The organism is Paenibacillus sp. GD4 (assembly GCF_030846225.1).
Taxonomy (GTDB): Bacteria; Bacillota; Bacilli; order Paenibacillales; family NBRC-103111; genus Paenibacillus_G; species Paenibacillus_G silviterrae.
This window is the reverse complement of sequence record NZ_JAVCYK010000001.1, coordinates 2,349,022-2,371,892: the sequence shown is the minus strand read 5'-3', so window position 1 is coordinate 2,371,892 and position 22,871 is coordinate 2,349,022. Positions and strand designations below refer to the sequence as shown.

General features: G+C 55.7%; 21 protein-coding genes and 1 riboswitch. Of the genes, 11 read left to right on the top strand and 10 right to left on the bottom strand.

Translation table 11 applies throughout. The features are described 5' to 3' along the window. Window positions 1-10 precede the first annotated feature (10 nt). Window positions 11-439, bottom strand: a complete 429-nt coding sequence (locus RAC89_RS11175) for a DUF6157 family protein (protein WP_306613507.1) — start codon at window positions 437-439, stop codon at window positions 11-13. 212 nt (window positions 440-651) lie between these two features. Between RAC89_RS11175 and RAC89_RS11170 the strand changes: the two genes are divergently transcribed. The 3 genes from RAC89_RS11170 (at window position 652) to RAC89_RS11160 (ending at window position 3,451) form a co-directional block, all read left to right on the top strand. Then, window positions 652-870 carry a PspC domain-containing protein gene (locus RAC89_RS11170; RefSeq protein ID WP_284642859.1) on the top strand — a complete coding sequence of 73 codons (219 nt, stop codon included), beginning with the start codon at window positions 652-654 and terminating at the stop codon, window positions 868-870. Window positions 871-960: 90 nt separating this feature from the next. Then, on the top strand, window positions 961-1,755 hold the full coding sequence (locus RAC89_RS11165; RefSeq protein WP_306613506.1) for a copper amine oxidase N-terminal domain-containing protein: 795 nt from the start codon (window positions 961-963) through the stop codon (window positions 1,753-1,755). Between the two features lie 154 nt (window positions 1,756-1,909). Continuing rightward, window positions 1,910-3,451 carry an MDR family MFS transporter gene (locus RAC89_RS11160; RefSeq protein ID WP_306613505.1) on the top strand — a complete coding sequence of 514 codons (1,542 nt, stop codon included), beginning with the start codon at window positions 1,910-1,912 and terminating at the stop codon, window positions 3,449-3,451. A gap of 62 nt (window positions 3,452-3,513) precedes the next feature. On the opposite strand, the gene RAC89_RS11155 is transcribed toward RAC89_RS11160, so the two are convergent. Both RAC89_RS11155 and RAC89_RS11150 read right to left on the bottom strand, forming a co-directional pair. Further along, the gene (locus RAC89_RS11155; RefSeq protein WP_306613504.1) at window positions 3,514-4,893 is read right to left on the bottom strand and encodes a cryptochrome/photolyase family protein; all 1,380 of its coding nucleotides are present in this window, start codon (window positions 4,891-4,893) and stop codon (window positions 3,514-3,516) included. Between the two features lie 152 nt (window positions 4,894-5,045). Then, entirely contained in the window at window positions 5,046-5,516 is a 471-nt protein-coding gene (locus tag RAC89_RS11150) for a C40 family peptidase (RefSeq protein ID WP_284642855.1), read from the bottom strand. 4 nt (window positions 5,517-5,520) lie between these two features. Beyond that, window positions 5,521-5,657, bottom strand: a riboswitch (cyclic di-AMP (ydaO/yuaA leader). A gap of 260 nt (window positions 5,658-5,917) precedes the next feature. Between RAC89_RS11150 and RAC89_RS11145 the strand changes: the two genes are divergently transcribed. Continuing rightward, window positions 5,918-6,385 carry a hypothetical protein gene (locus tag RAC89_RS11145; RefSeq protein WP_306613503.1) on the top strand — a complete coding sequence of 156 codons (468 nt, stop codon included), beginning with the start codon at window positions 5,918-5,920 and terminating at the stop codon, window positions 6,383-6,385. A 127-nt stretch (window positions 6,386-6,512) separates the two neighbouring features. Here the strand turns inward: RAC89_RS11145 and RAC89_RS11140 are convergent, their stop codons facing one another. From RAC89_RS11140 to RAC89_RS11130, 3 genes are all read right to left on the bottom strand, one after another. Next, complete coding sequence (locus RAC89_RS11140; RefSeq protein ID WP_306613502.1) at window positions 6,513-7,325, bottom strand: hypothetical protein; 813 nt, start codon at window positions 7,323-7,325, stop codon at window positions 6,513-6,515. A 112-nt stretch (window positions 7,326-7,437) separates the two neighbouring features. Further along, complete coding sequence (locus RAC89_RS11135) at window positions 7,438-9,636, bottom strand: M1 family metallopeptidase (protein WP_306613501.1); 2,199 nt, start codon at window positions 9,634-9,636, stop codon at window positions 7,438-7,440. 82 nt (window positions 9,637-9,718) lie between these two features. Further along, window positions 9,719-10,969 carry an MDR family MFS transporter gene (locus tag RAC89_RS11130; RefSeq protein ID WP_306613499.1) on the bottom strand — a complete coding sequence of 417 codons (1,251 nt, stop codon included), beginning with the start codon at window positions 10,967-10,969 and terminating at the stop codon, window positions 9,719-9,721. 293 nt (window positions 10,970-11,262) lie between these two features. On the opposite strand from RAC89_RS11130, the gene RAC89_RS11125 reads away from it, so the two are divergent. Together RAC89_RS11125 and RAC89_RS11120 are read left to right on the top strand one after the other, a co-directional pair. Beyond that, window positions 11,263-11,784, top strand: coding sequence for a YwhD family protein (locus RAC89_RS11125; RefSeq protein ID WP_306613498.1), 522 nt, complete (start codon window positions 11,263-11,265; stop codon window positions 11,782-11,784). Window positions 11,785-11,851: 67 nt separating this feature from the next. Continuing rightward, on the top strand, window positions 11,852-12,184 hold the full coding sequence (locus RAC89_RS11120; RefSeq protein ID WP_306613496.1) for a YqzG/YhdC family protein: 333 nt from the start codon (window positions 11,852-11,854) through the stop codon (window positions 12,182-12,184). A 159-nt stretch (window positions 12,185-12,343) separates the two neighbouring features. On the opposite strand, the gene RAC89_RS11115 is transcribed toward RAC89_RS11120, so the two are convergent. Continuing rightward, on the bottom strand, window positions 12,344-12,919 hold the full coding sequence (locus RAC89_RS11115; RefSeq protein ID WP_306613495.1) for a GNAT family N-acetyltransferase: 576 nt from the start codon (window positions 12,917-12,919) through the stop codon (window positions 12,344-12,346). A 118-nt stretch (window positions 12,920-13,037) separates the two neighbouring features. On the opposite strand from RAC89_RS11115, the gene RAC89_RS11110 reads away from it, so the two are divergent. After that, window positions 13,038-14,078: a DUF3231 family protein gene (locus RAC89_RS11110; RefSeq protein WP_306613493.1), complete on the top strand. Its 1,041-nt coding sequence runs from the start codon at window positions 13,038-13,040 to the stop codon at window positions 14,076-14,078. A 47-nt stretch (window positions 14,079-14,125) separates the two neighbouring features. Here the strand turns inward: RAC89_RS11110 and RAC89_RS11105 are convergent, their stop codons facing one another. Further along, window positions 14,126-16,171, bottom strand: coding sequence for a transglycosylase domain-containing protein (locus tag RAC89_RS11105; protein WP_373429901.1), 2,046 nt, complete (start codon window positions 16,169-16,171; stop codon window positions 14,126-14,128). A gap of 279 nt (window positions 16,172-16,450) precedes the next feature. Between RAC89_RS11105 and speE the strand changes: the two genes are divergently transcribed. The 3 genes from speE to RAC89_RS11090 all read left to right on the top strand — a co-directional run bounded on the left by speE (window position 16,451) and on the right by RAC89_RS11090 (window position 18,929). Next, the gene (speE, locus tag RAC89_RS11100; protein ID WP_284642846.1) at window positions 16,451-17,278 is read left to right on the top strand and encodes a polyamine aminopropyltransferase; all 828 of its coding nucleotides are present in this window, start codon (window positions 16,451-16,453) and stop codon (window positions 17,276-17,278) included. A gap of 15 nt (window positions 17,279-17,293) precedes the next feature. After that, complete coding sequence (gene speB / locus RAC89_RS11095) at window positions 17,294-18,163, top strand: agmatinase (protein ID WP_284642845.1); 870 nt, start codon at window positions 17,294-17,296, stop codon at window positions 18,161-18,163. A gap of 142 nt (window positions 18,164-18,305) precedes the next feature. Then, window positions 18,306-18,929 carry a DUF2238 domain-containing protein gene (locus tag RAC89_RS11090; RefSeq protein WP_306613489.1) on the top strand — a complete coding sequence of 208 codons (624 nt, stop codon included), beginning with the start codon at window positions 18,306-18,308 and terminating at the stop codon, window positions 18,927-18,929. Here RAC89_RS11090 and RAC89_RS11085 read toward each other — a convergent pair. After that, entirely contained in the window at window positions 18,910-19,797 is an 888-nt protein-coding gene (locus tag RAC89_RS11085) for a metallophosphoesterase (protein WP_306613488.1), read from the bottom strand. The genes RAC89_RS11090 and RAC89_RS11085 overlap by 20 nt on opposite strands. A gap of 20 nt (window positions 19,798-19,817) precedes the next feature. Beyond that, window positions 19,818-20,645 carry an AraC family transcriptional regulator gene (locus tag RAC89_RS11080; RefSeq protein WP_306613487.1) on the bottom strand — a complete coding sequence of 276 codons (828 nt, stop codon included), beginning with the start codon at window positions 20,643-20,645 and terminating at the stop codon, window positions 19,818-19,820. A gap of 127 nt (window positions 20,646-20,772) precedes the next feature. Here RAC89_RS11080 and RAC89_RS11075 point away from each other — a divergent pair, with 127 nt between their 5' ends. Then, complete coding sequence (locus RAC89_RS11075) at window positions 20,773-22,797, top strand: beta-galactosidase (RefSeq protein WP_306613485.1); 2,025 nt, start codon at window positions 20,773-20,775, stop codon at window positions 22,795-22,797. Window positions 22,798-22,871: the final 74 nt, after the last annotated feature.

The window sequence follows — 22,871 nt, the reverse complement described above, 5'->3', positions numbered from 1 at the left end:
TAGCCTGCATCTACTTCTTCCTCGTATTCCTCATAGCCGGCACCAGCTTTACCCCATCCACGCGCCCTTCAACGAAACTTGCGTATTCCGGAGATTCCATAGGGATAAGGGCCAGCTTGCCTTCCCGGTTAAAATGGATGCCCCAGCCGTATTTTTTCGGAAGCATGGAGGCTCTCATACAGGGCTTGGGCTTCCCGTAAAACTCCTCGCGAAGTGCAGCATCCCGAAGGGACAGTTCCGATTCTGCAATTTGCTTATGCCGAACATATACCTGGTAGAGCAATTCCTCCTGGGTGTATCTATACGGTCTGTCGGCGGCCAAAGCATATTCGATGCCGGGAATGGTGAGCCCCGACTTCCTAGCGGGCGGGATCATGCCGAATTCGGCAGGGCAATCCGCCGCAACCGTGATGAAGGTATCGTAATAATTCCATTCCATAGCAGCAGCCTCCTTTGAACGAAACGAATTTACCCCCATATTTTACAGTAATCAACGATAGCTTGTCTTGTAAAAACACGACTTGAAAAACTGGACTATGGTCGGGGATGAAGACCGCCGCGGGTCGGTTACGGGAGACTCTTTAAGATGATATCCTATATCCATCAAGAGATTTTCAATAAATGATCAAACCTTGAAAGGTGGCAACTCAAATGAAAAAATTGTTCCGTTCGAACGCTGACCGCAAGATTACAGGACTGTGCGGAGGCTTATCCCAATATATCGGCCTTGATGCAACACTCATTCGTCTGTTCTTTGTCATACTAACCTTCCTCACCGGAGGCAGCATGATTCTGTTTTACGCCTTGGCCGCGTTGATCGTACCGAAGGATCCGGGATATTACGATATCGAAAAGTACTCGATGTACTAAAGCGGTACTGAAACCGGGGCTGCGTATTTTTCCTTCTATAGGCATGGGAATTGTGATATATTGGGGGAAAAAAGGGAGAGTACGTTCAGCATGTCCAAATGGCTTTCTATTCTTTGTTCCTTCGTCCTAGCGGTTGTTATCATAAGCTTCATTCCTTCTCCGGTATCGGCAAGCGCAACCTCGGATTGCGATGTCGTAGAAGGGACGGGGGAAGTGCAGTTTTGCGCGCTCTCGGCCGTTTATGAAGGAAGGGATCTGGTCCTCAGAGGGTTGTTCGTCAATACAGGCGTAAGGCCGCATAGTCAGCTGGAAAGGTTGAAGGTCAAAGTTACAGGGGCGGAAGGGGAGGTCCTGTCGGAGGGCGAGTGGGTGAATGACCCGACGCTGTTAGGGCTGAGCTTGAATCCCGGACAGACAGAGCTGGTCGAGCTGCCGTTGACAGGGGCTCTTAGGAGTACTGATGTCACGCGGTTAAATACGGTAGCCGAGCTGACCTTTCGAGAGCAGGGCGGGCTGTATTGGAACTCGGGGATCCAGCTGTTCGCAGGAGGCAGGCAGCTGCTGCCAGAGGTGCCTCCGTTTATTCAAGACGGGAGTACGCTGGTGCCGCTTCGGGTCATTTTCGAGGCGCTCGGGATGGCGGTAGGCTGGGACCAGGCTGCACAAATGGTAACGGCGACCGATCAAGAGCGTAAGCTCGTGCTGAGGGTAGGCGAAAGGAAGCTGACGCTGAACGGCGTAACGAAGGAATTCGAAGTGCCTGCGCAGGTAGTGAACGGATCGACGTTCATCCCGCTTAGAGCGGTGGCGGAATCGCTGGGCTCCGCTGTATTTTACGGAAAATTCAACAATTCTGCGCAAATTGTCATGGTTGAGAAAAAATAGCGAATCGAGAGCCGGGCTGAACCTTTATAGGGGAGGGGGCTCTTTTTTTATGGACAAGGGAAAGATAGCAAAACATAAGAAATAAGATTCGATCCTGTGTGTTACACTGACGAATAGAATTAAATGGTGCTTCGGCACAAAGGAGGCGTAACGTTTGGCAGGTAAGGAAAGTAAGCTGGGCCTGGTGGTGGCGGGACTGCTGCTGGGTATTTTCATTGCTGCGATCGATAACACGATTGTGGCGACGGCGATGGGGACGATTGTCGGAGAGCTGGGAGGGCTGGAGCAATTCGTCTGGGTGACATCCGCCTATCTTGTCGCGGAAATGGCGGGGATGCCGATTTTCGGCAAGCTGTCCGATATGTATGGGCGGAAGCGGTTTTTTGTGTTTGGTTTGGCCACCTTCATGGTCGGCTCCATGCTGTGCGGAACGGCGGACAGTATCGTGCAGCTTAGCATTTATCGGGCGATTCAGGGAATTGGCGGCGGTGCATTGATGCCGATTTCTTTCGCCATCATGTTTGATGCCATTCCTCCGGAGAAGCGGGGCAAGATGGGCGGTTTGTTCGGAGCCACCTTCGGTCTTTCCAGCATCTTCGGGCCGCTGCTCGGTGCTTATATCACCGATTATATCGGCTGGCGCTGGATTTTCTACATTAATGTACCACTGTCGGTGGTTGCCCTGGCTCTGGTGGTATTCTATTATCATGAATCGAAGCGCCATGCCCGTCAGATCATTGATTGGTCGGGAGCGATCACTCTCGTGGGTGCCGTCATATGTCTCATGTTCGGGCTGGAGCTGGCAGGCAGTGAGTATGCGTGGGGCTCACCGCAGATTATATCGCTATTCGCAGGCTTTGCGGTTTTGTTCGCTGCCTTTCTTTATGTTGAGACGAAGGCATTGGAGCCTATAGTTTCGTTCCGTATGTTCGGGTACCGGCTGTTTGCGGCCAGCAATCTGGTTGGTCTCTTCAGCGGTGCGGCCTTCATCACTGCCTCGATCTACATTCCGATACATATTCAAGGGGTGTTAGGAGGCTCTGCGACGAATTCCGGCTTAATCCTGCTGCCGATGATGCTTTCCTCCGTAGTGGCGGCCACGACGGGCGGGATACTGATGAACAAGCTGAGCTACCGGCGGATTATGCTCGTGTTTACCGCCGTCTTCGTCGTAGGGATGGCGCTGCTGTCCACAATTACGGCGGAAACCAGCCGCTGGCTCATTACGATTTATATGATCATCACAGGTCTTGGTATCGGCGCTTCCTTCTCCGTACTGTCCAACGCGGTGATACATCATTTCGACGAAACGCAGCGCGGCTCGGCAAGCTCCACCTTCTCGTTCCTGCGTTCGCTCGGGATGACGCTGGGCATTTCCGTCTTCGGGATTTTGCAGAGGGAGGAGCTGACGGCGAGATTGGCCGAGGCCTTCGCCGGTCAAGGCGCCGCACCGGCGGGGCTGGCCGATCCCCGCAAGCTGCTTCAGCCGGAGGAAAGGCTCAAGCTGCCGGAGCCCGTGCTGGATTTGATCAAGGATGCGTTGGCAGGCTCGATCGCCTACACGTTTCTGTGGGCGACCCTTCCCGCCGTACTATCCCTCGCATTCGTGCTGTTGATGAGCAAGGAAAAGCTGCTGCTTCCCGTCCCGAAGGACGAGGACGTGTCCGGTACGATTCGACCGGCAAAGGTCCGGTAAGTGAAAACGCCCTGCCTACCTTCCCACTAGGCAGCAGGGCGTTTTTGTTTTAGCTGATCAAGCTATTCCTCCGTTCCTGCGTCCTCTTCGGACCACCGCCGCCCGGCCAGCAGCTCCTTGTATACCTCGACCGCACGGGCTCGGGATGCCCTGAGGTCTACAATGGCATGGGGCTGCGGCTTGTGAATCAGCTTGTCCGGCAGATGAGCCAGCTCCGGCAGCCACCGCCGAATATACGTTCCGCTCGGATCGTGCGTCTCCGATTGCGTTACGGGATTCATGATGCGAAAGTACGGCGCCGCGTCGAAGCCGAGGGAGGCGCACCAGAGCCAGCCCCCGCGATTCAGCGAGTTATCGTAGTCGTTGAGCTTCCGGCGGAAGTACCGCTCACCATAGGTGAACGGACACAGCAGGTTCTTCGTCAGGAACATGGCGGTGATCATACGGAGCCGGTTCGGCATCCAACCGGTTGTGTTCAGCTCCGTCATCGCGGCATCGATGATGGGAATGCCCGTACGAGCCTCCGCCCAGGCAGAGAAGTGATGCTTCGACAGCGAAGAGAAGTCATAGGACTTCTCGTAGGTGAAGAAGCGCGGATCGAGCCGCGCCTGGTACAGGTAGAAGTCGCGCCAGGCCAGCTGGCGCCGCCAAGGTTCGGCGTCGTCGCCGCTGTCCGACAGCGCCGCATAGACGGCGCGGATGGACAGCGCGCCGACGTTCAGGTGCCGGCTCAGGCGGCTCGTCCGATCGCTCGCGTAGCGATCGCGGCCGCCGGCATAGCCGGCAAGACGCTCGCCGAGGAACGCGGCGAGCTCCTCCTCGGGCGCGGCCCCCGGGCAAGCCGCGCCTGCCAACGCCGCTGCCGGCTCCGCAGGCAGCGTAGCCAGCCCCGCCGCGCCCGCGGCCAGCGGCGCGCAGTGCAGCTCCCGCACGTGCGCAGCGAACGGCGGGCGGAAGCGTTCCCGCAAGTAGTCGCACCACTTGCGGTAGAAGGGCGTGAACACCTTGTACGGCTCGCTCCGCCCCGACCAGCGCTGGAAGTCGCGCAGGTCGACGAGCGGCAGCTCGGGCAGCGCGGTGACGGCCACACCGGCTTCGCTCGCTACCTCGCGCAGCGCCCGATCGCGGGCGATCGCATACGGGGTGAAGTCCTCGTGAAACACGAGCTCCTTCACCTCATGCTCCGCCAGCAGCCGGCGCACCACTTCCGCCGGCTCCCCCCAAAGCACATGCAGCCGGGCTCCCGCGGCCGCATACTGCTCCTGCAGCCGACGGGCGTGCTGCAGGAAGTTGATCCCGCTGTGCTCGAGATACCGCTCCTGCCGCAGCAGGAACGGGTCGAGAATCAGCACATGCAGGCTGGGGCAGCGGTGTTCTCGAATATAGTCGAATCCGGGCAGATCATCCACACGCAAATCTTTGCGGTGAAGAAACAGAATCATCCTTCATCCGACTCCTTTCCACATATCATACCGGGTTACGGATCTGTACTTTACTCTACCCTAAAGAGATCAAAGAAAGAAAGCCCTGCTTTTGATCCGCGGTCCGAAGACGGACGGATAAAAAACAAGGCTTTCATTCGATTACATTGGACTTAATTCGCGTCGGTCATCAGCTGCTCGTATTGCTCATCCGATAGAACGCGGCGCGCCGTAACGTAACGCTTAGCGTAATAGTTGTCGCTCATCTTGGTGATGACGACGCCTTGGTTCGTAGCGGAGTGGTAGAACGAACCCCCTCCGACATACACACCTACGTGAGAGATTCCTTTGCCGTCCGTGTTGAAGAACACAAGATCTCCTGCACGAAGATCATTCTTGTCCACCCATGTACCCTTCTCAGCTTGTCCCTTGGACGTGTGAGGAAGATCGATGCCGAACTTATCAAATACGAACGAGGTGTAACCGGAGCAATCGAAGCCTTTCTTCGTTGTGCCGGCCCATTTGTATGGGGAACCCAATCCGTCGTTAACAGCTTGGCTTAGTGGGGTTTCAGCGAAAGCGCTTCCCACCTGAATGGTACAGAACATAGCAATGGAGAGTGCAAAACCGACTAGCTTTTTCAACTGCTGCTTCCCCTTCCGGTGCCTACGAGGTTAGCTTAAGGGTTCGGTTGAAGGTTCCCTATGGTCACTCTGAAGCGAGACCAATTCACCCAAATGTGGTTCCCCCGTTTTCCGCGAACGGAAATTCGGCAAAATTTTCTTTTTTTCTTGCTGTGTACATGTATTCGACTAACATCGAGGTTCTCCTTCCGTTGTCACAATATTGTCAAACTATAAACAAAAATTAAGAAACCGGAAATTTTGTAAGTTGACAGTATATGCTGGTACCAAAAAAAAGGGCGTGAACTACAGCTGAGTAATGTCGATATTAGTCGAATAAGATAATAAAATGTCGTTCCCACTATATTGGTTCCTATGGTAAAATAATGCTAAGCATGTATCACGATAGGCGGGATGAAGGAATGAGCACAACGATCAATTTTCTGGAGCATTTCTGGGATCAGGTGAAGCGGGGAGAGATTCAAAATTATCCGTTGCCGGTTATGCTGAATCAAGGATTGGCTTACACTGTGCAGCTGGAGGATCGACAAACCACGCTGCTTTGGATTCCGCAGGAGGCGACGGGACTCGCTTATGTCGAACGGATTCCCGGTGCCGTGGATATTCATCCGTACTATCGCGGCATGATTGTTTATGACTTCGAGGTTTCCCACGGCACGGACCTCTATAAACCGAAGACGGAAGAGGAGTTGTTCCAGAAGGTGTATCAGCGTGCATGGGAGCTGCAGCAGGCGATTCAGAATTTGATGCAAGGGGAGCCTTACCCGGGGAATGCTGCCGATTACATTACCAAGCTGCACCAGCTCGCGGATTGGCTTCGCTATTATTTGTCCGCAAAGGCGGTAGGCGGTTCCATCAGACTTCGGTGAGCGGTACCCGCGGATCTTTCACTCAAGATGAAGAGGACCTAAGCCTCCATCGTTAAAAAAAGGCGTATCGGCGAGAGGGACAAGCCCTCACCACCGGTACGCCTTTATCGTATAGCCGTGAACGTCTTCACGCCTTCTCCTGCCATAGCGAGTATTGCGTCGTGATAGCCCACATTTTACAGAACATATGCAGAAGACGGTAGATCTGAAACCCGATGAGAGCCACGAAGCCTGCCCAAAGGAACGAGGCGGTCATGACGGCAGCAGAGAGCAGCATGGTCATGAGCAGGAGCGCCCCCCCGAGCAGGACGATCATGCCGATATGGCGGAAGAAGAAGAGCAGCGTGTACATGGTTGACTTGCCGTCAGCCCGGCCGATCTGGAGGAAGAGGAAGAGCAGCTGCAGCAGAAAAACATAAAGCGCATACCCGCCTACGGAAGGCAGCAGCTCAAGACCCAGATCGGTGTAGGAGCGCGCGTGCCCGAAGACAGACTCGACCTGTGGTACGAGCCAGACAAGCGGCGTCAGTGTTAGCGCCACTTGCAGCACGTAAAGTCCGAAGTAAGGAAGCGATAATGTGCGAATGCCTTCCACGAACCGGTAGCCGGCGTTTAAGTTGGTGTGCCGGAGCGAATAATACACGGCCGCATTCATCAGCGGGCTCAGCACCATGCGAAGTGCCAGCAGGCCCGCCCCCCACCAGAGATAAGGCTCCAGCAGATCGGTCTTCATGATTTGAAATTGTCCCTCTACCCAGAATAGATGGATGGCCTCGCGGGAGAGCTCGCCTCCCGGATATCGGTGCAGCAGCGGTACGGCAATCGATTGAATCCATTTATAGAGAGCTAACCCCCACACCAGGTTATAAATAAACAGAGCAAATACCGCGAACGGCTGACGGAGGGCCATCGCCCCGCCGTCACGGATCCGTTTCCACATGTGAATTCCCCCTCCAGTTCGTCATACCGAACGCTAAAGGCGTTATAGCGCTTCGTACGACCTTGGTAATCGACAGCGTCCTTCAGGGGACGCCGAAGGCGTCCGCCCCCGGCTACCAAGCGAGCAAGCCGAATACCGTCTCCAGCAGCTTCGTAACGCCCAGATTCCAACGGACGGACACCTTCGGGTCCACCTCCGTCTTCATAAAGCTGTTGATCCGTTTGTTCTCCAGCACGATGGTGTGCTGCGGATCGATCGCGACCCACTTCAGAGGCGATGTGTAGTTCAGCTTCATGATGACCTCGCTGTCCGTGCCCTCCCATGTCTTATCCAGCTGGGTCCCGTCCGTAAAGTGGAAGCGAATCGGCACGCCGGGATGCGTTCCGCCCAGACGGCGGATTTGCACCGCATTCTCATACAAGGTCTGTCCGTTCTCCGTCACCTTCCGGGTCTGAATACCGGTAACCGCGTAGTCGACCATTTGTCCGTTATAAATGTATTGGTCGAAAAATTCCTTCCAGCTGCTTCCGGTAGACTCCTCGACCACCTTCTGGAAATCCCCGGTCGACGGGTGTTTAAACTTCCAGCGCTGGAAATAGCTTTTCATGAGCCGGTTCATTTTCTCCTGGCCGACCTGGCGCTCGATGGCTTTCAGCACCAGCTTGGCACGGGTATAAACATTCTCTGCATATTGGCTGTGGCCGTGGTAGCTCCAGGAATTTTTCATCAGGGCATCGGGATCGGTGATGTAGCTGGACTCCACGAGGAGGTTCGACCGGACGCCGTACTCCGCTTCCATGAGCCGATCCTCGGCATATGAGGTGAAGCCTTCATCCAGCCACGCTTCCTCAAACTCGTTGCTGGCTACCATGCCGTAGAAGAACTGGTGTCCGATCTCATGCACGACTACACGCTCGAGCTCCAGCGACGGATCTTCCTCGGCAGCGCCCCAGGCAGTCACTAACGTAGGGTATTCCATCCCTCCCGCGCCATTCCCGTCCGCAGGCGGCACGACAACGCTCAAGGTAGAGTAAGGATAGCTGCCGTACCACTCGGAATAGCGCGCCAGCGCCTTTTTGGCAGCCGTCATGTAACGCGCCTTAAGATGCTCGTGCTTCGGATCGAGATACAGCTTAATCTTTACCCCCGGCAGATGCTGCGTGGCATACGGCTCTTCGTAATAAACGAAGTTAGGGGAAGCGGACCAGGCAAAGTCATGTACGTCATCCGCATAAAAGGCATACGTCTTGGTTGTCCCGTCATCCACGGCAGGCTTGGTCGGAAATCCGGTAGCCGCAACGGTATAGACGGATGGAACCTTGATCTTCACATCATAGATCCCGAAGTTGGCATAAAATTCGGAGTTGCCGTGATACTGATGGAGATTCCAGCCCTCTTCCGTCCGGCCTCGGGTGCCGGCCGGCTCATAGACAGCGATTTTGGGGAACCATTGACCCGCCATTACGAAATCGCCGGCATACCCCATACGGGCGAATACAGCGGGCAGCTGCACGGTGAAGGCCGTGTTCAGCGTCGTTTTCTCTCCGGGCATCACCGGCTTCGGCAGCGTGACCTTGATCAAGGTTTTGTCATCCTTGTTGTCGTCATCCGGCTGTACGTAGCTGATGCGGGAGGCGAGGTCCGTGCCGTCCTCCAGCTTCATCGAAGCGATTTCCATCCCGCCGAAGCTGCCGGCCTTGCTCTCGTCGCTGCGCAGCTTCCCGCCGGACTCCTTCATGAAGGTGGACTTCTTGGAGGAGAAGGCGTTCGGGTACAGGTGGAAGTACAGCTCCTGCACCGGAAGTGCGCCCGGGTTTTTCCAGGTTAACGAGGAGGTGCCCGTAATGAGCTTGCCTTCCGCATTCAGCTCTGCATTCAGGTGATACTCTACAATGCGGGCGGAGAGCGGCTTCGGCGCCGGTTTCTCTACCGGCTTCACCGGCAGACTTGGCGGTGCGGGAGGGGCAATCGGCTCCTCGGCACGGACAGCCGCAGAGACAGGCCGGGCTCCCGCCGTCAAGCCTGTAGAAGAGCCGTCCATCCTTCCATAGGGTCCGGTATCGGGCCATGCCGGCGCTTCAACTACGGTTCTGCCGTTCGAGCTGGTCGGCTTCAGCAGCAGCGGGTTCACGGAGCCGTCCTCACGTACGGCTGTAGCATGGCTGCCGAACGGAAGCTTCCACCCCGCCGCAGGCGTGTCCGATGGAAAGGCGCCGCCGCCGATCCACCGATCCGTCAGGAGGGCGGCCCCACAGGTTATCAGCAGTACGGTGCTCCATGCAATCATACGGCTCTGGAATACGTTTTTCATTACCTTTTCACCCCGCCTAAACAAGCTTCTACAGCATGTATATGTTTGTGGGACGAGGATTATATCTACCGTGCAAAAAGAATCACAATGCGATCTTACCTCCGCTATGGTCACGTATTGGCTTGCATCTGCCTCCGATAAAGTAGCAGACGGTGCTGAAGCAGCACACCAGGCCGACAAGAAAAAATACCGGCCCGATTCCGTATCTCATCAGCAGGGGCAGACCAAGGACGGGCCCGAGGAAACGGCCCAGCTCGCGAAGCTGCTGTGCACCCATATAGGCGCCCTTGAGTCGGGGCGGAGCAATACGGTCCATCAGGATGCTGCCGGAGGGGAAGCTGAACACCTCCCCCAGTGAGAACACGACCATGGCCGAGATCATCGTCCATGAGTTACCGGCAAGAATAAAGCCCAGGCCCCCCAGGGCATAGAGTGAGTTGCCGAGTGCGATAGCGAACAGAGGGCTGCGTTTCTCCAGGAACGCCGAGACGGGAAGCTGGCAGCACGTCACGGTGACCGCATTCGTAGTCATCAGCCATGCGAAGAGAAAGACGCCATTCTCGAATTGTTCGCTCACATAGGGTGATAGTGTAGGCATTTGCGCATAGGCAAACTGCATGAGCGCACCGCCGGCTAGAAACCAGAGAAGCCTGCGATCGCGAAGAACGGCCTTCCAGGCAAGAGATAGCGTAATTTGATCGGATTTGGCGGGGTTCCCGGTACCCTGAATGCTTTCCGGGAAGGGATAGCTTCGAAACAGCAGCAGCAGGACGGCAAGGTAGAGCAGGTAGCTTATCCCCGTTAATACAAAAGCGCTGCTACCGCCGGAGAAGCCGATGAGAGCACCCAGAACCGGACCGACGGAAACGCCGATATTGGCTGCCGTATAACGGTAGGAGTAAGCGCGGTATCGCAGCCCGGCAGGCGTCAAGTCACTGATCAAGGCAGCGGAGGCGGGCTCGAAGCCGGCTTTGCATAGTCCGTTAAGCGCGCTCAGCAGGAGAAGCCCCCAGAAGGATTGCGTGAATGGAAACAAAAGAAAAACACCTGACCACATTAGAAGAGAAATCATCATAAGCCTTCGCCTCCCCCAGCGGTCGGATAAGGCTCCACCGGCGAGGCCGAAAATCATGCCGGCAATGGAAGCCGCCCCAACGGTAACCCCGATCTGAAGCGGGCTGGCCTCCGTATGCGCCGTTAAATAAATCGTGAAGAAGGGGACGGTCATGGAGGTGGCGATGCGCGAAAGCGCAGTTCCGATAAATAGACTGACGACGAGAGGATGAAACGCGGTAAAGACTTTTTGTAAACGGTACAGCGTGTGGTGTGACATTTGGATCAGTCCTTCTGTTGGAATAAGAATGTGTGAAAAACAGAAAGGGCCGGCTTCACACCCCCTATGAAGGGGTACGAAACCGGCCCAAGAATAACCTCTTGAGAGTGGACCGTCGGATCCACGGTTTATCAGTTCGCTGCAATGGTCAATTACGAATTCGATGTCCATTATAATCCGGGAACGCAATGGTTGTAAACAGACAGGCGGGGAGCCTCGCATTTCTTCCGACTTTATTGTACATTAGATTATACGGATAGAAGGAAATTCCCAAGGAAACGGAAGGGTGTTTTATGGATACGAACCAAACGAATCAAGCGAATTCGACGGAAAAGTCGAAGAAACTAAGTTTAAATATCGTCAGCGGCAAGGTAGAGCACAAGGGCTTCGGTGCGGGCTCGATCGACCTGAGCCAGCTCTCCAGCGTTATCATCGATGGGGAAGAGGCGTACCTCGATATGGGGGCGCTTCATGCCAAGAGCAAGGTGGAGAAGGGGATCAAGTTCACTCCGAACAAGGAGGAGGTTCCGAACGGACGGCCGTGCTGGATTGTATGGGTGGCGGTAGACCGCAAGGAGGACGGAACCTATTACGCGGGTGTCACCTCTTGCGAGATGACGATCGATACCGAAGGCCGTAGGGGCTGGAAGTTCCTTCCTGACCATGTGAACCGCATGGATTACGCGTTGAAGCGTCGTGTCATGCTGGAGAATCTGGGACCCGAACAGAAGGCGGCCCTACGAGAGCTGTTGAAGACGCACAGTCCGGAGATGTGGGAGCGTTCGGAAGCGAATCTGAAGGACGCATTGGTGTAAGCAAGCAACATAAACCTCCCGCCTTTAGGGTAAACTTTCCTTATCCTAAAGGCGGGAGGTTTCGCTTATGAAGCTGGTACTGGCACTATGTTTAGCCGTCGGCCTATGGCTGCCCGGCTCCGCTTATGCTGCGGAACCGGCTTATGCCAAGTGGGGACGCCTTGCGATGAAGGAAACGCAGGAGAAATATCCGAATGCGAAGATCATCGATTATAAGCATCTTAAGCGGAGGAAGATCTCCGCTACAGTGATGGAAGAGAAATTTAAGCTCTGGCTGCGGGAAGGCGGGGAGGAGTTCGGCGTTCTCGTAGCGATCCGCTTCGATAAGGATACCGAGAAGGTATTGAGCATCCGTTTTCTGGAGGCGGGATATGTAGAAGGGCGATTTATGCCGATTTGATGGTTTCGGGGTAAATTTGTACATTATGTGACGAACGTTGTGTGACCGCGCCACCAGCGTGTATACTAATGCCTAGTATATGCATCATATACTAGGACAGCAAGAAGGCAGACCCTGTGGTCTGCCTTTTTGTGTTTGGCACGCAGGGGGGGATACAGCCTACTCCATCGCCTCGTTGAGCATCGTCATATGCACATGGTCCTCCCAGACGCCGTTGATCTTCAGGTACTTGCGTGCGAGTCCTTCCGGCTGAAACCCCAGCTTCTCCAGTACTCGCAGAGACGGAGCGTTGCGAGGCATAACGTTTGCCTCGACCCGGTGCAGTCCCAGCTCCTCGAACGCATACCTCACCGCTTCGCGTATCGCTTCGGTCACATATCCTTTGTTCAAGTAATCCTGATCCATCCGGTAGCCAAGATGGCAGGATAAGAATGCCCCGCGCACGATGTTGTTCAGGGCGACGCTTCCAATAACCTTTTGCCGCCCGGCATCCTCCCGCAGATATACCCATACGCGCCACATGAGGCCGTTCTCCATCTTCTCCTGCTCGAGACGCAGCTCCCGGCGCTGTAGGCCCTCCGTATAATATTCAGGACTCCGCTTCGGCTCCCATGGCTCCAAAAACAGGCGATTCCGGTACAGAAACGAAATGATTTGCGGAGCATCGGCTTCGCCGGCCGTTCGGAGAGCCAATCTTTCTGTAAGCCATTCCCGGGGGGAATGCTCCTTTTGCATGACGATCACCTTTTTCTTTCTAGTGAAGTGAAATGAGTTTACATATTAAAGCATCGGTAGGGAAGTGTAAAGATAAGGAATCTAGTGCCTTTCAAGGCGGAAAGGAGAGTTATCGTGTATGACCGCTGATCATCTTGACCGTCAGCAAAGCCCTAAGCCGCAGCCTCCCAAGGCGCTTACCGCCTCCGAGCTTGGATTCGTCTGGCTTTCCTATATGGCGGACAGTATGGCTTGTCAGCTGCTTACCTACCTCCATCATGTGGCGGAGGACGTACAAATCAAGGAGGTGCTTGCCTATGCGCTGCATCTGTCGCAGAAGCATGTCCAAAGAGCAGGAGCTTTCCTGCAGGAAGCAGGTTATCCCAAGCCGATTGGCTTTACCGAGGAAGATGTGAGGCTGGAGGCGCCGCGGTTATTTTCCGACGGGTTCGTGCTGCTGTTTTTATCCCATATGGGCGGTATGGGGGCGGCCGTTTACGGTAAAGCGCTGAGTGCTGTTGCGAAGGACGACATTCATCAGTTTTACATGGAAGCATTGGCTTCTTCGGCCGAGCTTTGCACCCGAACCAAGAAGCTGCTTCTTGAAAAGGGACTTTTTCCCCGCTCTCCGTATCTGCCGCCGCAAAAGCACGCGGATATGGTTGACGATCGGCGGTTTTTGGCCGGCTTGTTCGGCGACATCAGGCCGTTAACGGCTCTTGAGGTTTCTAACATTTCTTATAATATGCAGAGCATCGAGATTGTGAAGACGCTCCAGATCGCCTTCGCCCAGGTGGCGGAGCACGAGAAGGTCAAAGCGCTGTTTCTTCGAGGCAAACAGATTTGTATGAAACAAGGAGAACGCATGCAGAACATTTTCAAAAAAGAGGAGCTGCCGCTCACACTGCCTCGGGATCTCTACGTGACGAACAGCACGATCGCTCCCTTCAGCGACAAGCTGATGATGTTTGTATGCAGTCTGCTGATCGGGGCAGGTCTGGAACAGTACGCTTTCAGTCTCTCGACGACCATTCGTCGAGACATCGGGCTTCGTTATGACGAGCTGTTAGTGGAAATGCAGAAGTTTTCCGAGGATGCGGCAGAGCTGATGGTAGAGCAGCATTGGCTGGAGCAGCCTCCGCTGGCCGCCGATCGCAAGGGTTTGGTGGGCACCACCTAATAAAGTAGCCCGAGGATCGTTCCCTCGGGCTCAGCTTTTACATCAATCTATTCGCTCCACCAGCGCTTCAGATCGTTCCACCAGCTTCCGCTCGGCTTCGGCTTGTCAGTTTCGGTCCTCGGCTTCGGCGGCTGCTCGGTGCAGTATTCGGTTGGCTCCGTACCGGCAACGAAGGCCTCCAGCCGCGGGTTCGGACATCCGTCGTTGGCCAGCTTGCCCGACGCAGGGTCAACGTAGACATTGACGACGCCCTCCGGAATTTCGAATAGCTTCGGAGGAACCGCCTCCAGCGTCCGCTCCGTAAACTCGGCGAAAATCGGCGCGGCCAAATGTGATTCCACGGCATTGATGTTACGGTCCTTGTCATATCCGACCCATACGGCTGTGGACAGCTCCGGTGTGAAGCCGACCAGCCACGCATCGGCGTCGGTGGAGCCGGTTTTGCCAGCTACGGGCCGCTTCATGATGCTGGCTACGCGGCTTCCTGTCCCGCCGGATTCGAATACGCTCTCCATCATATGGGTCAGAACGTAAGTATAGGCGGGCTCAATGATGGTTTCCTTCTGCGGCTCCGCCTCGTAGAGCACTCTGCCGCGGCTGTCCTCAATTCGCACGATGGCGATTGGGTTGACCCGAACCCCTTGGTTGGCGAATATACTGTAAGCGGAAGCCATCTCCAGCGGGCTGACGGGAAAGGTGCCAAGAGCCAGGGACGGCACCGGCTTCATCGGGCTGTGAATGCCCATCCGCTTCGCCATTTCGATCACGCGCTCGGGACCGGTCTCCAGCACCGTGTGCACGGCGAAAATATTGTCTGACTTCGCAATGGCCGTCCGCATATCGATCCAGTCGAAGTAGGTGTTGCCGAAGTTATTCGGCGTATACGTTTGTCTGCCGTTATCGTAGGTGAATGTGGTCGGCTCGCTCTTATAGCGCTTCAGCGGCGTAAACTGCTTTTCCTTCAATGCCGTCAAGTAGACGATAGGCTTGAAGGAGGAACCGGGCTGCCTGCTTCCGGCAACGGCGCGGTTAAACTGATTTTCCTTGTAGCTGCGTCCGCCGACCATCGCTTTAATGTACCCGTTCCGCGGGTCGATAGCTACGAGGGCCGTCTGCAGCTGAGGGTATTTGGCCAGCTGTGTGGTGACGACCTCCTCCGCAACCTTCTGCGCGTGAAGGTCAAGGGAGGTATGGATGCGGAGGCCGCCCTCCTCGAACTGTTCTTCCGGGATGCCGAGCTCGTCAATCGCTACGCTGCGGATATAATCGCTGAAGTAAGGAGCCGTCGTGCCCTGCTTTTTCTGATCCAGGGGCTTAATATCAAGCTTCTCTCGGGCTGCCTGATCGGCCTCCCGCTGCGTGATATAGCCGACCTCGACCATGGTCTGCAGCACCGTTTCTTGGCGTTCCTTGGCATTCTTTGCATCGTAGTAAGGGGAGAAATACCTCGGCCCCTTCGGCACACCGGCAAGCATTGCACTTTCGGCAAGGGAGAGATCCTTGGCGTCCTTTCCGAAGAACAGCTGCGCGGCCGCCTGAATGCCGTATGTGGAATGTCCGTAATAAATTTGGTTTAAATATTGCTCCAGGATTTGATCCTTGGACATCTGCAGCTCCATTTGAACGGCGTAATACGTTTCCTTGATTTTGCGGCTCCAGGTCCGCTCGTGGTTCAAGTACAGATTTCTGGCCAGCTGCTGGGTGATGGTGCCGGCCCCCTGCACCTTGGCCATATGCTGAATATTGACAACAGCTGCGCGGGCGATCCCCTTCAGATCGAAGCCGTAATGCTCGTAAAACTTCCGGTCCTCGATGGCCAGCGTAGCCTCCACCAGCTGCGGGGAAATGTCCGACAGCGGGATGATCTCCCGGCTTTGGTTGCTGCCGTAAGCCTCGATCAGCTGACCGTTGATATCGTAAAGCGCGGAGGCGGCGGCCATTTTGCTGACGGGAAGCGCCTGAGAGCGCATATACAGCAGTCCGACGATCATGACCGCCGTACCGAGAATCAGGCTGGTGAACATAAAGGACAGAGTACGCCGGAAGCGTCCTCTTCTGCGATGGGTTTGGTCTTTGGCCTCGGTCATGTGCATCCGTCCTTTCAGATAAGAGAAGAAAGAGAATCAGTGCATAGTAACCAGTATGGAAAAACATAACAAGCCCTATTCATGCGAATATGAAAGATTTGCAAATTTTTTTATTGTAAATGTACGGCTGTTTTCCGGCAGAGAGTTGCATTTTAGATAGGATACTCTATAATACAATTTGACGCGAAAGACGTGGGTAAAATGAAACGGGAAAAGCCAAGCGGCTGAGAGCTATAATGAGATTTTGTCGACGTTGATCGAATAGAAGAAAGGGTGAGTGTAAACATGGAATTGTGGTACACAGAGAAGCAAACCGAAAACTATGGCATCACCATGAAAATTCGCGAAACCTTGGTTACGGAAAAGACGGATTTCCAAGACCTGGCGATGATCGATACAGTAGAATGGGGTCGCATGCTGGTTCTTGACGGCATGGTTATGACCTCCGTTAAGGATGAATTCGTATATCATGAGATGGTGGCACACCCTGCGCTGTACACGCATCCGAATCCGAAGCACGTCCTCGTTGTGGGCGGCGGCGACGGCGGTGTTATTCGCGAAGTGCTGAAGCACCCGGAAGTGGAGAAGGCCGTTCTCGTCGAAATCGACGGCAAGGTCATCGAATACTCCAAGAAGTATTTGCCTGAAATCGCAGGCGAGCTCGACAACCCGCGTGTGGAAGTGATCGTGAACGACGGTTATATGCACATTCATGACTTCAAGAATACATATGACGTTATCATGGTGGATTCAACCGAGCCGGTAGGACCTGCGGTCAACCTGTTTACACAAGGGTTCTATAAAGCGATTGCCGACGCTTTGAAGGAAGACGGCATCTTCGTAGCCCAAACCGACAACCCTTGGTTCAAGGCGGATTTGATTCAAAGCGTGAACCGCGACGTGAAGGAAATTTTCCCGATTGTGCGTGTGTACTGTGCGAACATCCCGACCTACCCAAGCGGTCTGTGGACCTTCACTATGGGCAGCAAGAAGTATGATCCACTTGCTGTCGACGAGACGAAGATTCCGGATATCGACACCAAATACTATTCACCTCGCCTGCACAAGGCTGCGTTCGCGCTGCCGAAGTTTGTCGAGGATTTAACGAAGTAAGGAGCCTATGAACCGATGCGTATCGATCAAAAATATTCCGGCAACGTCTTTATCCTGAGCTCCGAGGACTATGCGGCCTCCAAGGCGGTCATCTACGGCATGCCGATGGACTTCACGGTCAGCTTCCGTCCGGGCTCGCGTTTCGGCCCTCCCCGCATCCGCGAGGTGTCCATCGGACTGGAGGAATACAGTCCTTATCTGGATAAGAGCCTGGAAGACATCACGTATTTCGACGCGGGCGACCTGCTGCTGCCGTTCGGCAACGCCGGACGCAGCCTCGAAATCATCGGCGAATATGTACGCGGCTTGCTGGCCGACGGCAAGTTCCCGATCGGTCTCGGCGGCGAGCATCTGTGCTCGTGGCCTGTGTTCCAGGAGGTGTATGCGAAGTACCCGGATCTGGCGATCATTCACTTCGACGCTCACGCCGACCTGCGCGAGAGCTATGAAGGAGAGCCTCTGTCGCACTCCACGCCGCTGCGGAAGGCAGCCGCGCTGATGGGCGGCAAGAACATTTACCAATTCGGTATCCGTTCCGGCTCCCGTGAAGAGTTCCAATTCGGACGAGAGAATGTGAACTTCTATCCATTCGAAGTGCTGGAGCCGCTGAAGAAGGTGCTGCCGGAGCTGGCTGGCCGGCCGGTATACTTAACGATCGACATCGACGTGCTTGATCCGAGCTGCGCTCCGGGTACCGGTACGGCGGAAGCGGGCGGCATCACCTCGAAGGAGCTGCTCGCAGCCATCCATGCGCTTGCCGCTTCCGATATTAACTTCGTCGGTGCCGACGTGGTGGAGGTAGCTCCTGCGTATGACCCGACGGAGCAAACCCAGATTGTCGCCGCGAAGCTCATTCGCGAGATATTGCTCGGCTTAGTGAAATAAGCCTTTGCTTGAGAGCCTGTCCTCCCGCCTGTTGAAGGCGGAAGGGCAGGCTTTTTCGTCGTACTGCCAGGTACTACGCGAAGTTAGTACTCCTCCGGCGTAATGGATCGTATTACAATCTATACCAAAAGGGGGAATTGCCATGAGGAGTACTATATCCGTTCGTACCCGTCGGCTGCTTCAAGGGGTGTGGTTGGGCTACGCGATATTTTGGGGGTGGATGGCCATCCGGCCGCTCAACCGGACAGACTGGCTTCTGGAAAATTTGCTGGTATTCGCTGTGGTAGCCGCCCTCGCGGCAAGCTATCGTAAGCTGCTGTTATCGGGGGCTTCCTACCTTTCGATTGCGCTCTTTCTTACCCTGCATACGTGGGGATCTCACTACAGCTATAACGCTACGCCCTTGGGCAGCTGGCTTCAAGAGTGGTGGGGGCTGGAGCGCAATCCCTACGACCGGCTCGTTCACTTGGCCTACGGCCTGCTTTTTGCCTACCCGGTGTGGGAGCTCGTCTGCGCCTGGATAAAGCCGAGCCCTCGCTGGTCGTACGGCATTGCGGTCATGGCGATTCTGGCCACGGGAGCCTTCTATGAGCTGATCGAGATGTGGGTCGTCCTGCTGGCTGCCCCGGAGCTCGGTATGCTGTTCCTCGGTTCCCAAGGCGATCCGTGGGATGCCCATCATGACATGGAGCTGGAGACGCTGGGAGCTGCTGTGATCATGGCGATCGCCGCGCTCCGCCATAAGCTCAGCCCCTCCTCATCGTAAACAGGGTCAGCTCCGGTCGGCATAGGAACCGAATAGGGTACACCGATACGCCGATCCCCCGGTTGACGTAGACCTGCAGCTTTCCGGCCTCCAGCGAGTAGTGCCCTTGAATATACTTTTTGCTGTAAGCCGGGGTCACAACCGAGCCGACGAAGGGGAGGCGAACCTGTCCGCCGTGGCTGTGGCCGGATAGCTGGAGGTCCACATTGTGCTGAACGGCCAGATCCGCATAATCGGGGCAATGCGACAACAGCAGCACGAACTCCTCCGGCTTGACGCCGTTCAGCGCCTTGTCCAGGTCCGGCTTGCCCTCCCACTGATCCTCTACGCCGGCCACCCGAAACGCTGCGCCGTTCAGCTCCAGCCTGGCCGACTGATTGCGGAGCAGCGTAACTCCTCCTTCAGCCAGTACCTTCACTACATCCTCCGTCAGGCCTCCGTAATAATCATGGTTGCCGAGCACGGCATATACGCCGAGACGGGACTTCAGTCCGCGCAATAGGTGCGAGGCCGCCGGTCCCTCCGGACCTACGCCGTAATCGACCAAATCCCCTGTGAAGCACACGAGATCCGGCTCCAGCCCGTTGATTCGGTCGACCAGCCGGCGCAGCGCCTCAACCCCGAAATGATAGCCGAAATGCAAATCGCTGAACTGTACGACACGCAAGCCGTTCAGCGCCTCGGGCCAGCGCGCGAAGCTGAGCGACAGCTTCTCCGTATCCAGCCAGCGGGGCTCCGCATACCGGGCATAAGCAAGGCCTCCCGGCGGTATAAGCATGACGCCGCCGGCAGCCAGGGCCGCCTTTTTCAGAAAGGAACGGCGTGTCAATTTAACCGGGGGCTGGTGCCCGGTCTCCTCTATCCTCATACATGAACCTGCCTTCCTCGTTAGGATAGGCCGTGAATTTTCCGAAACCGGATCGGAGTCACGCCCTCCTGTCGCTTAAACAGCTTAATAAAATAGCTGGTATCTTCATAGCCGACGCGTTTCGCGATTTCCCGTACCTCCAGCTGCTCCTGGAGCAGAAGCTCTTTTGCCTTGCGCAGGCGGTACCGGGTCAAATATGCAAAGGGGCGCATCCCCAGCGTTTGCTGAAACAGCAGACACGTGTGCTGGGGCGTCACACCTAGCTGCTGTGCCATCTCCTCTAGGGTGACGGTCTTGTCATAGTTCTCGGCAATATAAGTAAAGACAGGTCCGAGCTGTTCAAAATGCTGCTGCTTCGACCGCACCTCGGAAGTCGAGGCGTAAAGAAACAGATCCAGCAATAATTGATACGTCAGGGAAGAGCATTCGATGCTTCCCAGCGGATCCTGTGCGCGAAGCACCGTTTGAATATCGTGCAGCTTGTTCCATAAGGAGCCGGGATTGGTCAAGTACAGCACCTGTGACGCTTCGAAGCGGAAGGAAGCGAGCATGCTCGCAGCCTGCGCTCCGTTGAAGGATACCCATCGCACCGTCCACGGCTCGCGTACCGGATGGTAGCGGTGAGCCTCCTTGGCATACAGCAGCATGCCTTGTCCCGGTCCGACGGTATACGTCTTGTCTTTCAGCTCCAGCTGTCCCGTGCCGCTCCAGGTTTGAATCCATTGATAGTCGGGAAAGCCGTCCGGCCGATCCATCGCCTCCTGGTTGCTCCAGCCTCCGGCGCTGGTGACGTACAGCGGGAGCTTGAGCTCGAGATCCGTTATCACCCGAAAGATGTTGCTGTCCATGGCGAACCTCCCTGCATCTTCATTTTCTCATATTAACAAGAATATTGTTCGATTGAAAGGGAGCCCCCGGGCAATTATGATACTCATATCAACCCATTTGTATAGATGAAAGGTGGATTCGACATCGATGAGCATCAGCAAAAATGCAAGACTGCCTCACATGTTCTACGGCGGTGACTATAATCCGGAGCAATGGCCTGAAGAGATATGGCTCGAAGATATGCGTTTAATGAAAAAAGCGGGCGTCAACATCGTCAGTATCGGCATTTTCAGCTGGTCGCTGCTGCAGCCGGGCCCGGATGCCTACGATTTCGGCTGGATGGACAGGCTGATGGACCTCCTTCATGAGAACGGCATTAAGGCGGATCTGGCAACGGCCACCGCATCTCCTCCGGCATGGCTGGCCAAGCTGCATCCGGAATCGCTTCCAGTGGATCAGGACGGAGCCCGCTATATGCAGGGCTCCCGCCAGCACTACTGCCCGAACAGCAAGGCCTTCCGCCTCTACGGCCAACGTCTTGTAAGGAAGCTGGCCGAGCGGTACAAGGATCATCCGGCCCTTGCCATGTGGCATATCAATAACGAGTACGGCTGCCACATTTCGCGCTGCTACTGCGAGGTGTGCACCTCGGAGTTCCAGATATGGCTCAAGAAGCGCTACGGTACATTGGATGAGCTTAACGCCCGATGGGGAACCGACTTCTGGAGTCAGAAGTATTATGATTGGACAGAAATCGGGCTGCCGGGCAAAACGCCTACCTATGCTAACCCGGGGCAGCAGCTGGACTATGCTCGCTTTATGTCGGACAGCCTGCTGGACGCTTATTTGGGCGAGCATCGTATCCTGAGGGAAATCACGCCGGACCTGCCGATCATGACCAACCTCATGGGCGTATTCAAGCCGCTGGATGAATTCGAGTGGGCGAAGCACATGGACGTAGTCACTTGGGACAGCTATCCGGAGCCGACGGGCGGCATCCCTTACGGGGCGGCCATGGCGCACGATCTCATGCGCAGCTTGAAGGGCGGGGAACCGTTCATCCTTATGGAGCAGGTTACCAGCCAGGTGAACTGGAGAGATCATAATCCGCTCAAGCGTCCGGGGGTAATGAGGCTGTGGAGCTACCAGACGGTCGCGCGCGGCGGCGACGGGGTCATGTTCTTCCAGTGGAGGCAATCGAAGGCCGGGGCGGAGAAGTTCCACGGAGCGATGGTGACGCATACGGGGGATGAGAACAGCCGAGTCTACCGGGAGGTCGAGCAGCTCGGCAATGAGCTGAAGCTGCTGGATGCCGTCGTGAACACGAGGGTGGAGGCGAAGGTGGCAATCGTCTTCGATTGGCACAACTGGTGGGCGCTGGAGCTGGATTCGAAGCCGAGCCGGGACGTCCGTTACGTCGAGCAGGTGATGCACTATTACAAGCAGCTGTTCAAGCTTAACGTAGGCGTAGATTTCGTGCAGCCGGATGCGGATCTCAGCAAGTATAAGCTTGTCGTCGCACCGGCGCTCTACATGGTAAAGCCGGGTGAAGCGGACAATTTGAAGCAATATGTACAAGCCGGCGGCACCGTTGTCATGACGTTCTTCAGCGGCATTGTAGATGAGAACGATCGTATACATCTAGGCGGTTATCCGGCGCCGTTCCGCGAGATGCTGGGTCTGACGGTGGAGGAGTTCGATCCGATGCTGCCCGACCAGACGAACCGAGTGGCCGTGAAGGGGCTGAAGGAAGCCGACGGGGAATACGGCTGCAGGCTGTGGGCCGACCTGATCCGCCTGGAGGGCGCCGAGGCGCTGGCAGCCTTCACCTCCGACTTCTATGCCGGCTCTCCGGCGGTCACCAAGAATTCCTTCGGCTCAGGGAAAGCTTATTATGTCGGCACGCATGCGGACGAAGCTTTGGTCTACGGCCTGCTGAGCCGCATACTCGGTGACCTGGGTGTCGCAGCGCCGCTTCAGGCGCCCGAGGGTGTCGAGCTGTCCGTGCGCAGTATGGAGGATCGTCGCTTTGTATTCGCGCTTAATCACAATCCGGCTCCGGTTACGATACCGCTTGACGGCGCGGAGGGGCATGACCTCCTGTCCGGCAGGCAGGTCGGCGGACAACTGGAGCTGGCTCCGAACGGCGTTGCCATCGTGCAGCTGAAGTAGCGTATCTCTATGTAAAAATCACCTTACCCTGCGGATGATTGTCATCGTCCGCCAAGGGAAGGTGATTTTTAGTT

Coding starts and splice junctions, on each gene's coding strand:
- speB (WP_284642845.1), top strand. CDS start 17,294: ATGCGTATCGATCAAAAATATTCCGGCAACGTCTTTATCCTGAGCTCC.
- RAC89_RS11075 (WP_306613485.1), top strand. CDS start 20,773: ATGAGCATCAGCAAAAATGCAAGACTGCCTCACATGTTCTACGGCGGT.
- RAC89_RS11130 (WP_306613499.1), bottom strand. CDS start 10,969: ATGTCACACCACACGCTGTACCGTTTACAAAAAGTCTTTACCGCGTTT.
- RAC89_RS11090 (WP_306613489.1), top strand. CDS start 18,306: ATGAGGAGTACTATATCCGTTCGTACCCGTCGGCTGCTTCAAGGGGTG.
- RAC89_RS11110 (WP_306613493.1), top strand. CDS start 13,038: ATGACCGCTGATCATCTTGACCGTCAGCAAAGCCCTAAGCCGCAGCCT.
- RAC89_RS11085 (WP_306613488.1), bottom strand. CDS start 19,797: ATGAGGATAGAGGAGACCGGGCACCAGCCCCCGGTTAAATTGACACGC.
- speE (WP_284642846.1), top strand. CDS start 16,451: ATGGAATTGTGGTACACAGAGAAGCAAACCGAAAACTATGGCATCACC.
- RAC89_RS11120 (WP_306613496.1), top strand. CDS start 11,852: ATGAAGCTGGTACTGGCACTATGTTTAGCCGTCGGCCTATGGCTGCCC.
- RAC89_RS11115 (WP_306613495.1), bottom strand. CDS start 12,919: ATGCAAAAGGAGCATTCCCCCCGGGAATGGCTTACAGAAAGATTGGCT.
- RAC89_RS11155 (WP_306613504.1), bottom strand. CDS start 4,893: ATGATTCTGTTTCTTCACCGCAAAGATTTGCGTGTGGATGATCTGCCC.
- RAC89_RS11125 (WP_306613498.1), top strand. CDS start 11,263: ATGGATACGAACCAAACGAATCAAGCGAATTCGACGGAAAAGTCGAAG.
- RAC89_RS11135 (WP_306613501.1), bottom strand. CDS start 9,636: ATGAAAAACGTATTCCAGAGCCGTATGATTGCATGGAGCACCGTACTG.
- RAC89_RS11140 (WP_306613502.1), bottom strand. CDS start 7,325: ATGTGGAAACGGATCCGTGACGGCGGGGCGATGGCCCTCCGTCAGCCG.
- RAC89_RS11080 (WP_306613487.1), bottom strand. CDS start 20,645: ATGGACAGCAACATCTTTCGGGTGATAACGGATCTCGAGCTCAAGCTC.
- RAC89_RS11145 (WP_306613503.1), top strand. CDS start 5,918: ATGAGCACAACGATCAATTTTCTGGAGCATTTCTGGGATCAGGTGAAG.
- RAC89_RS11175 (WP_306613507.1), bottom strand. CDS start 439: ATGGAATGGAATTATTACGATACCTTCATCACGGTTGCGGCGGATTGC.
- RAC89_RS11105 (WP_373429901.1), bottom strand. CDS start 16,171: ATGCACATGACCGAGGCCAAAGACCAAACCCATCGCAGAAGAGGACGC.
- RAC89_RS11165 (WP_306613506.1), top strand. CDS start 961: ATGTCCAAATGGCTTTCTATTCTTTGTTCCTTCGTCCTAGCGGTTGTT.
- RAC89_RS11170 (WP_284642859.1), top strand. CDS start 652: ATGAAAAAATTGTTCCGTTCGAACGCTGACCGCAAGATTACAGGACTG.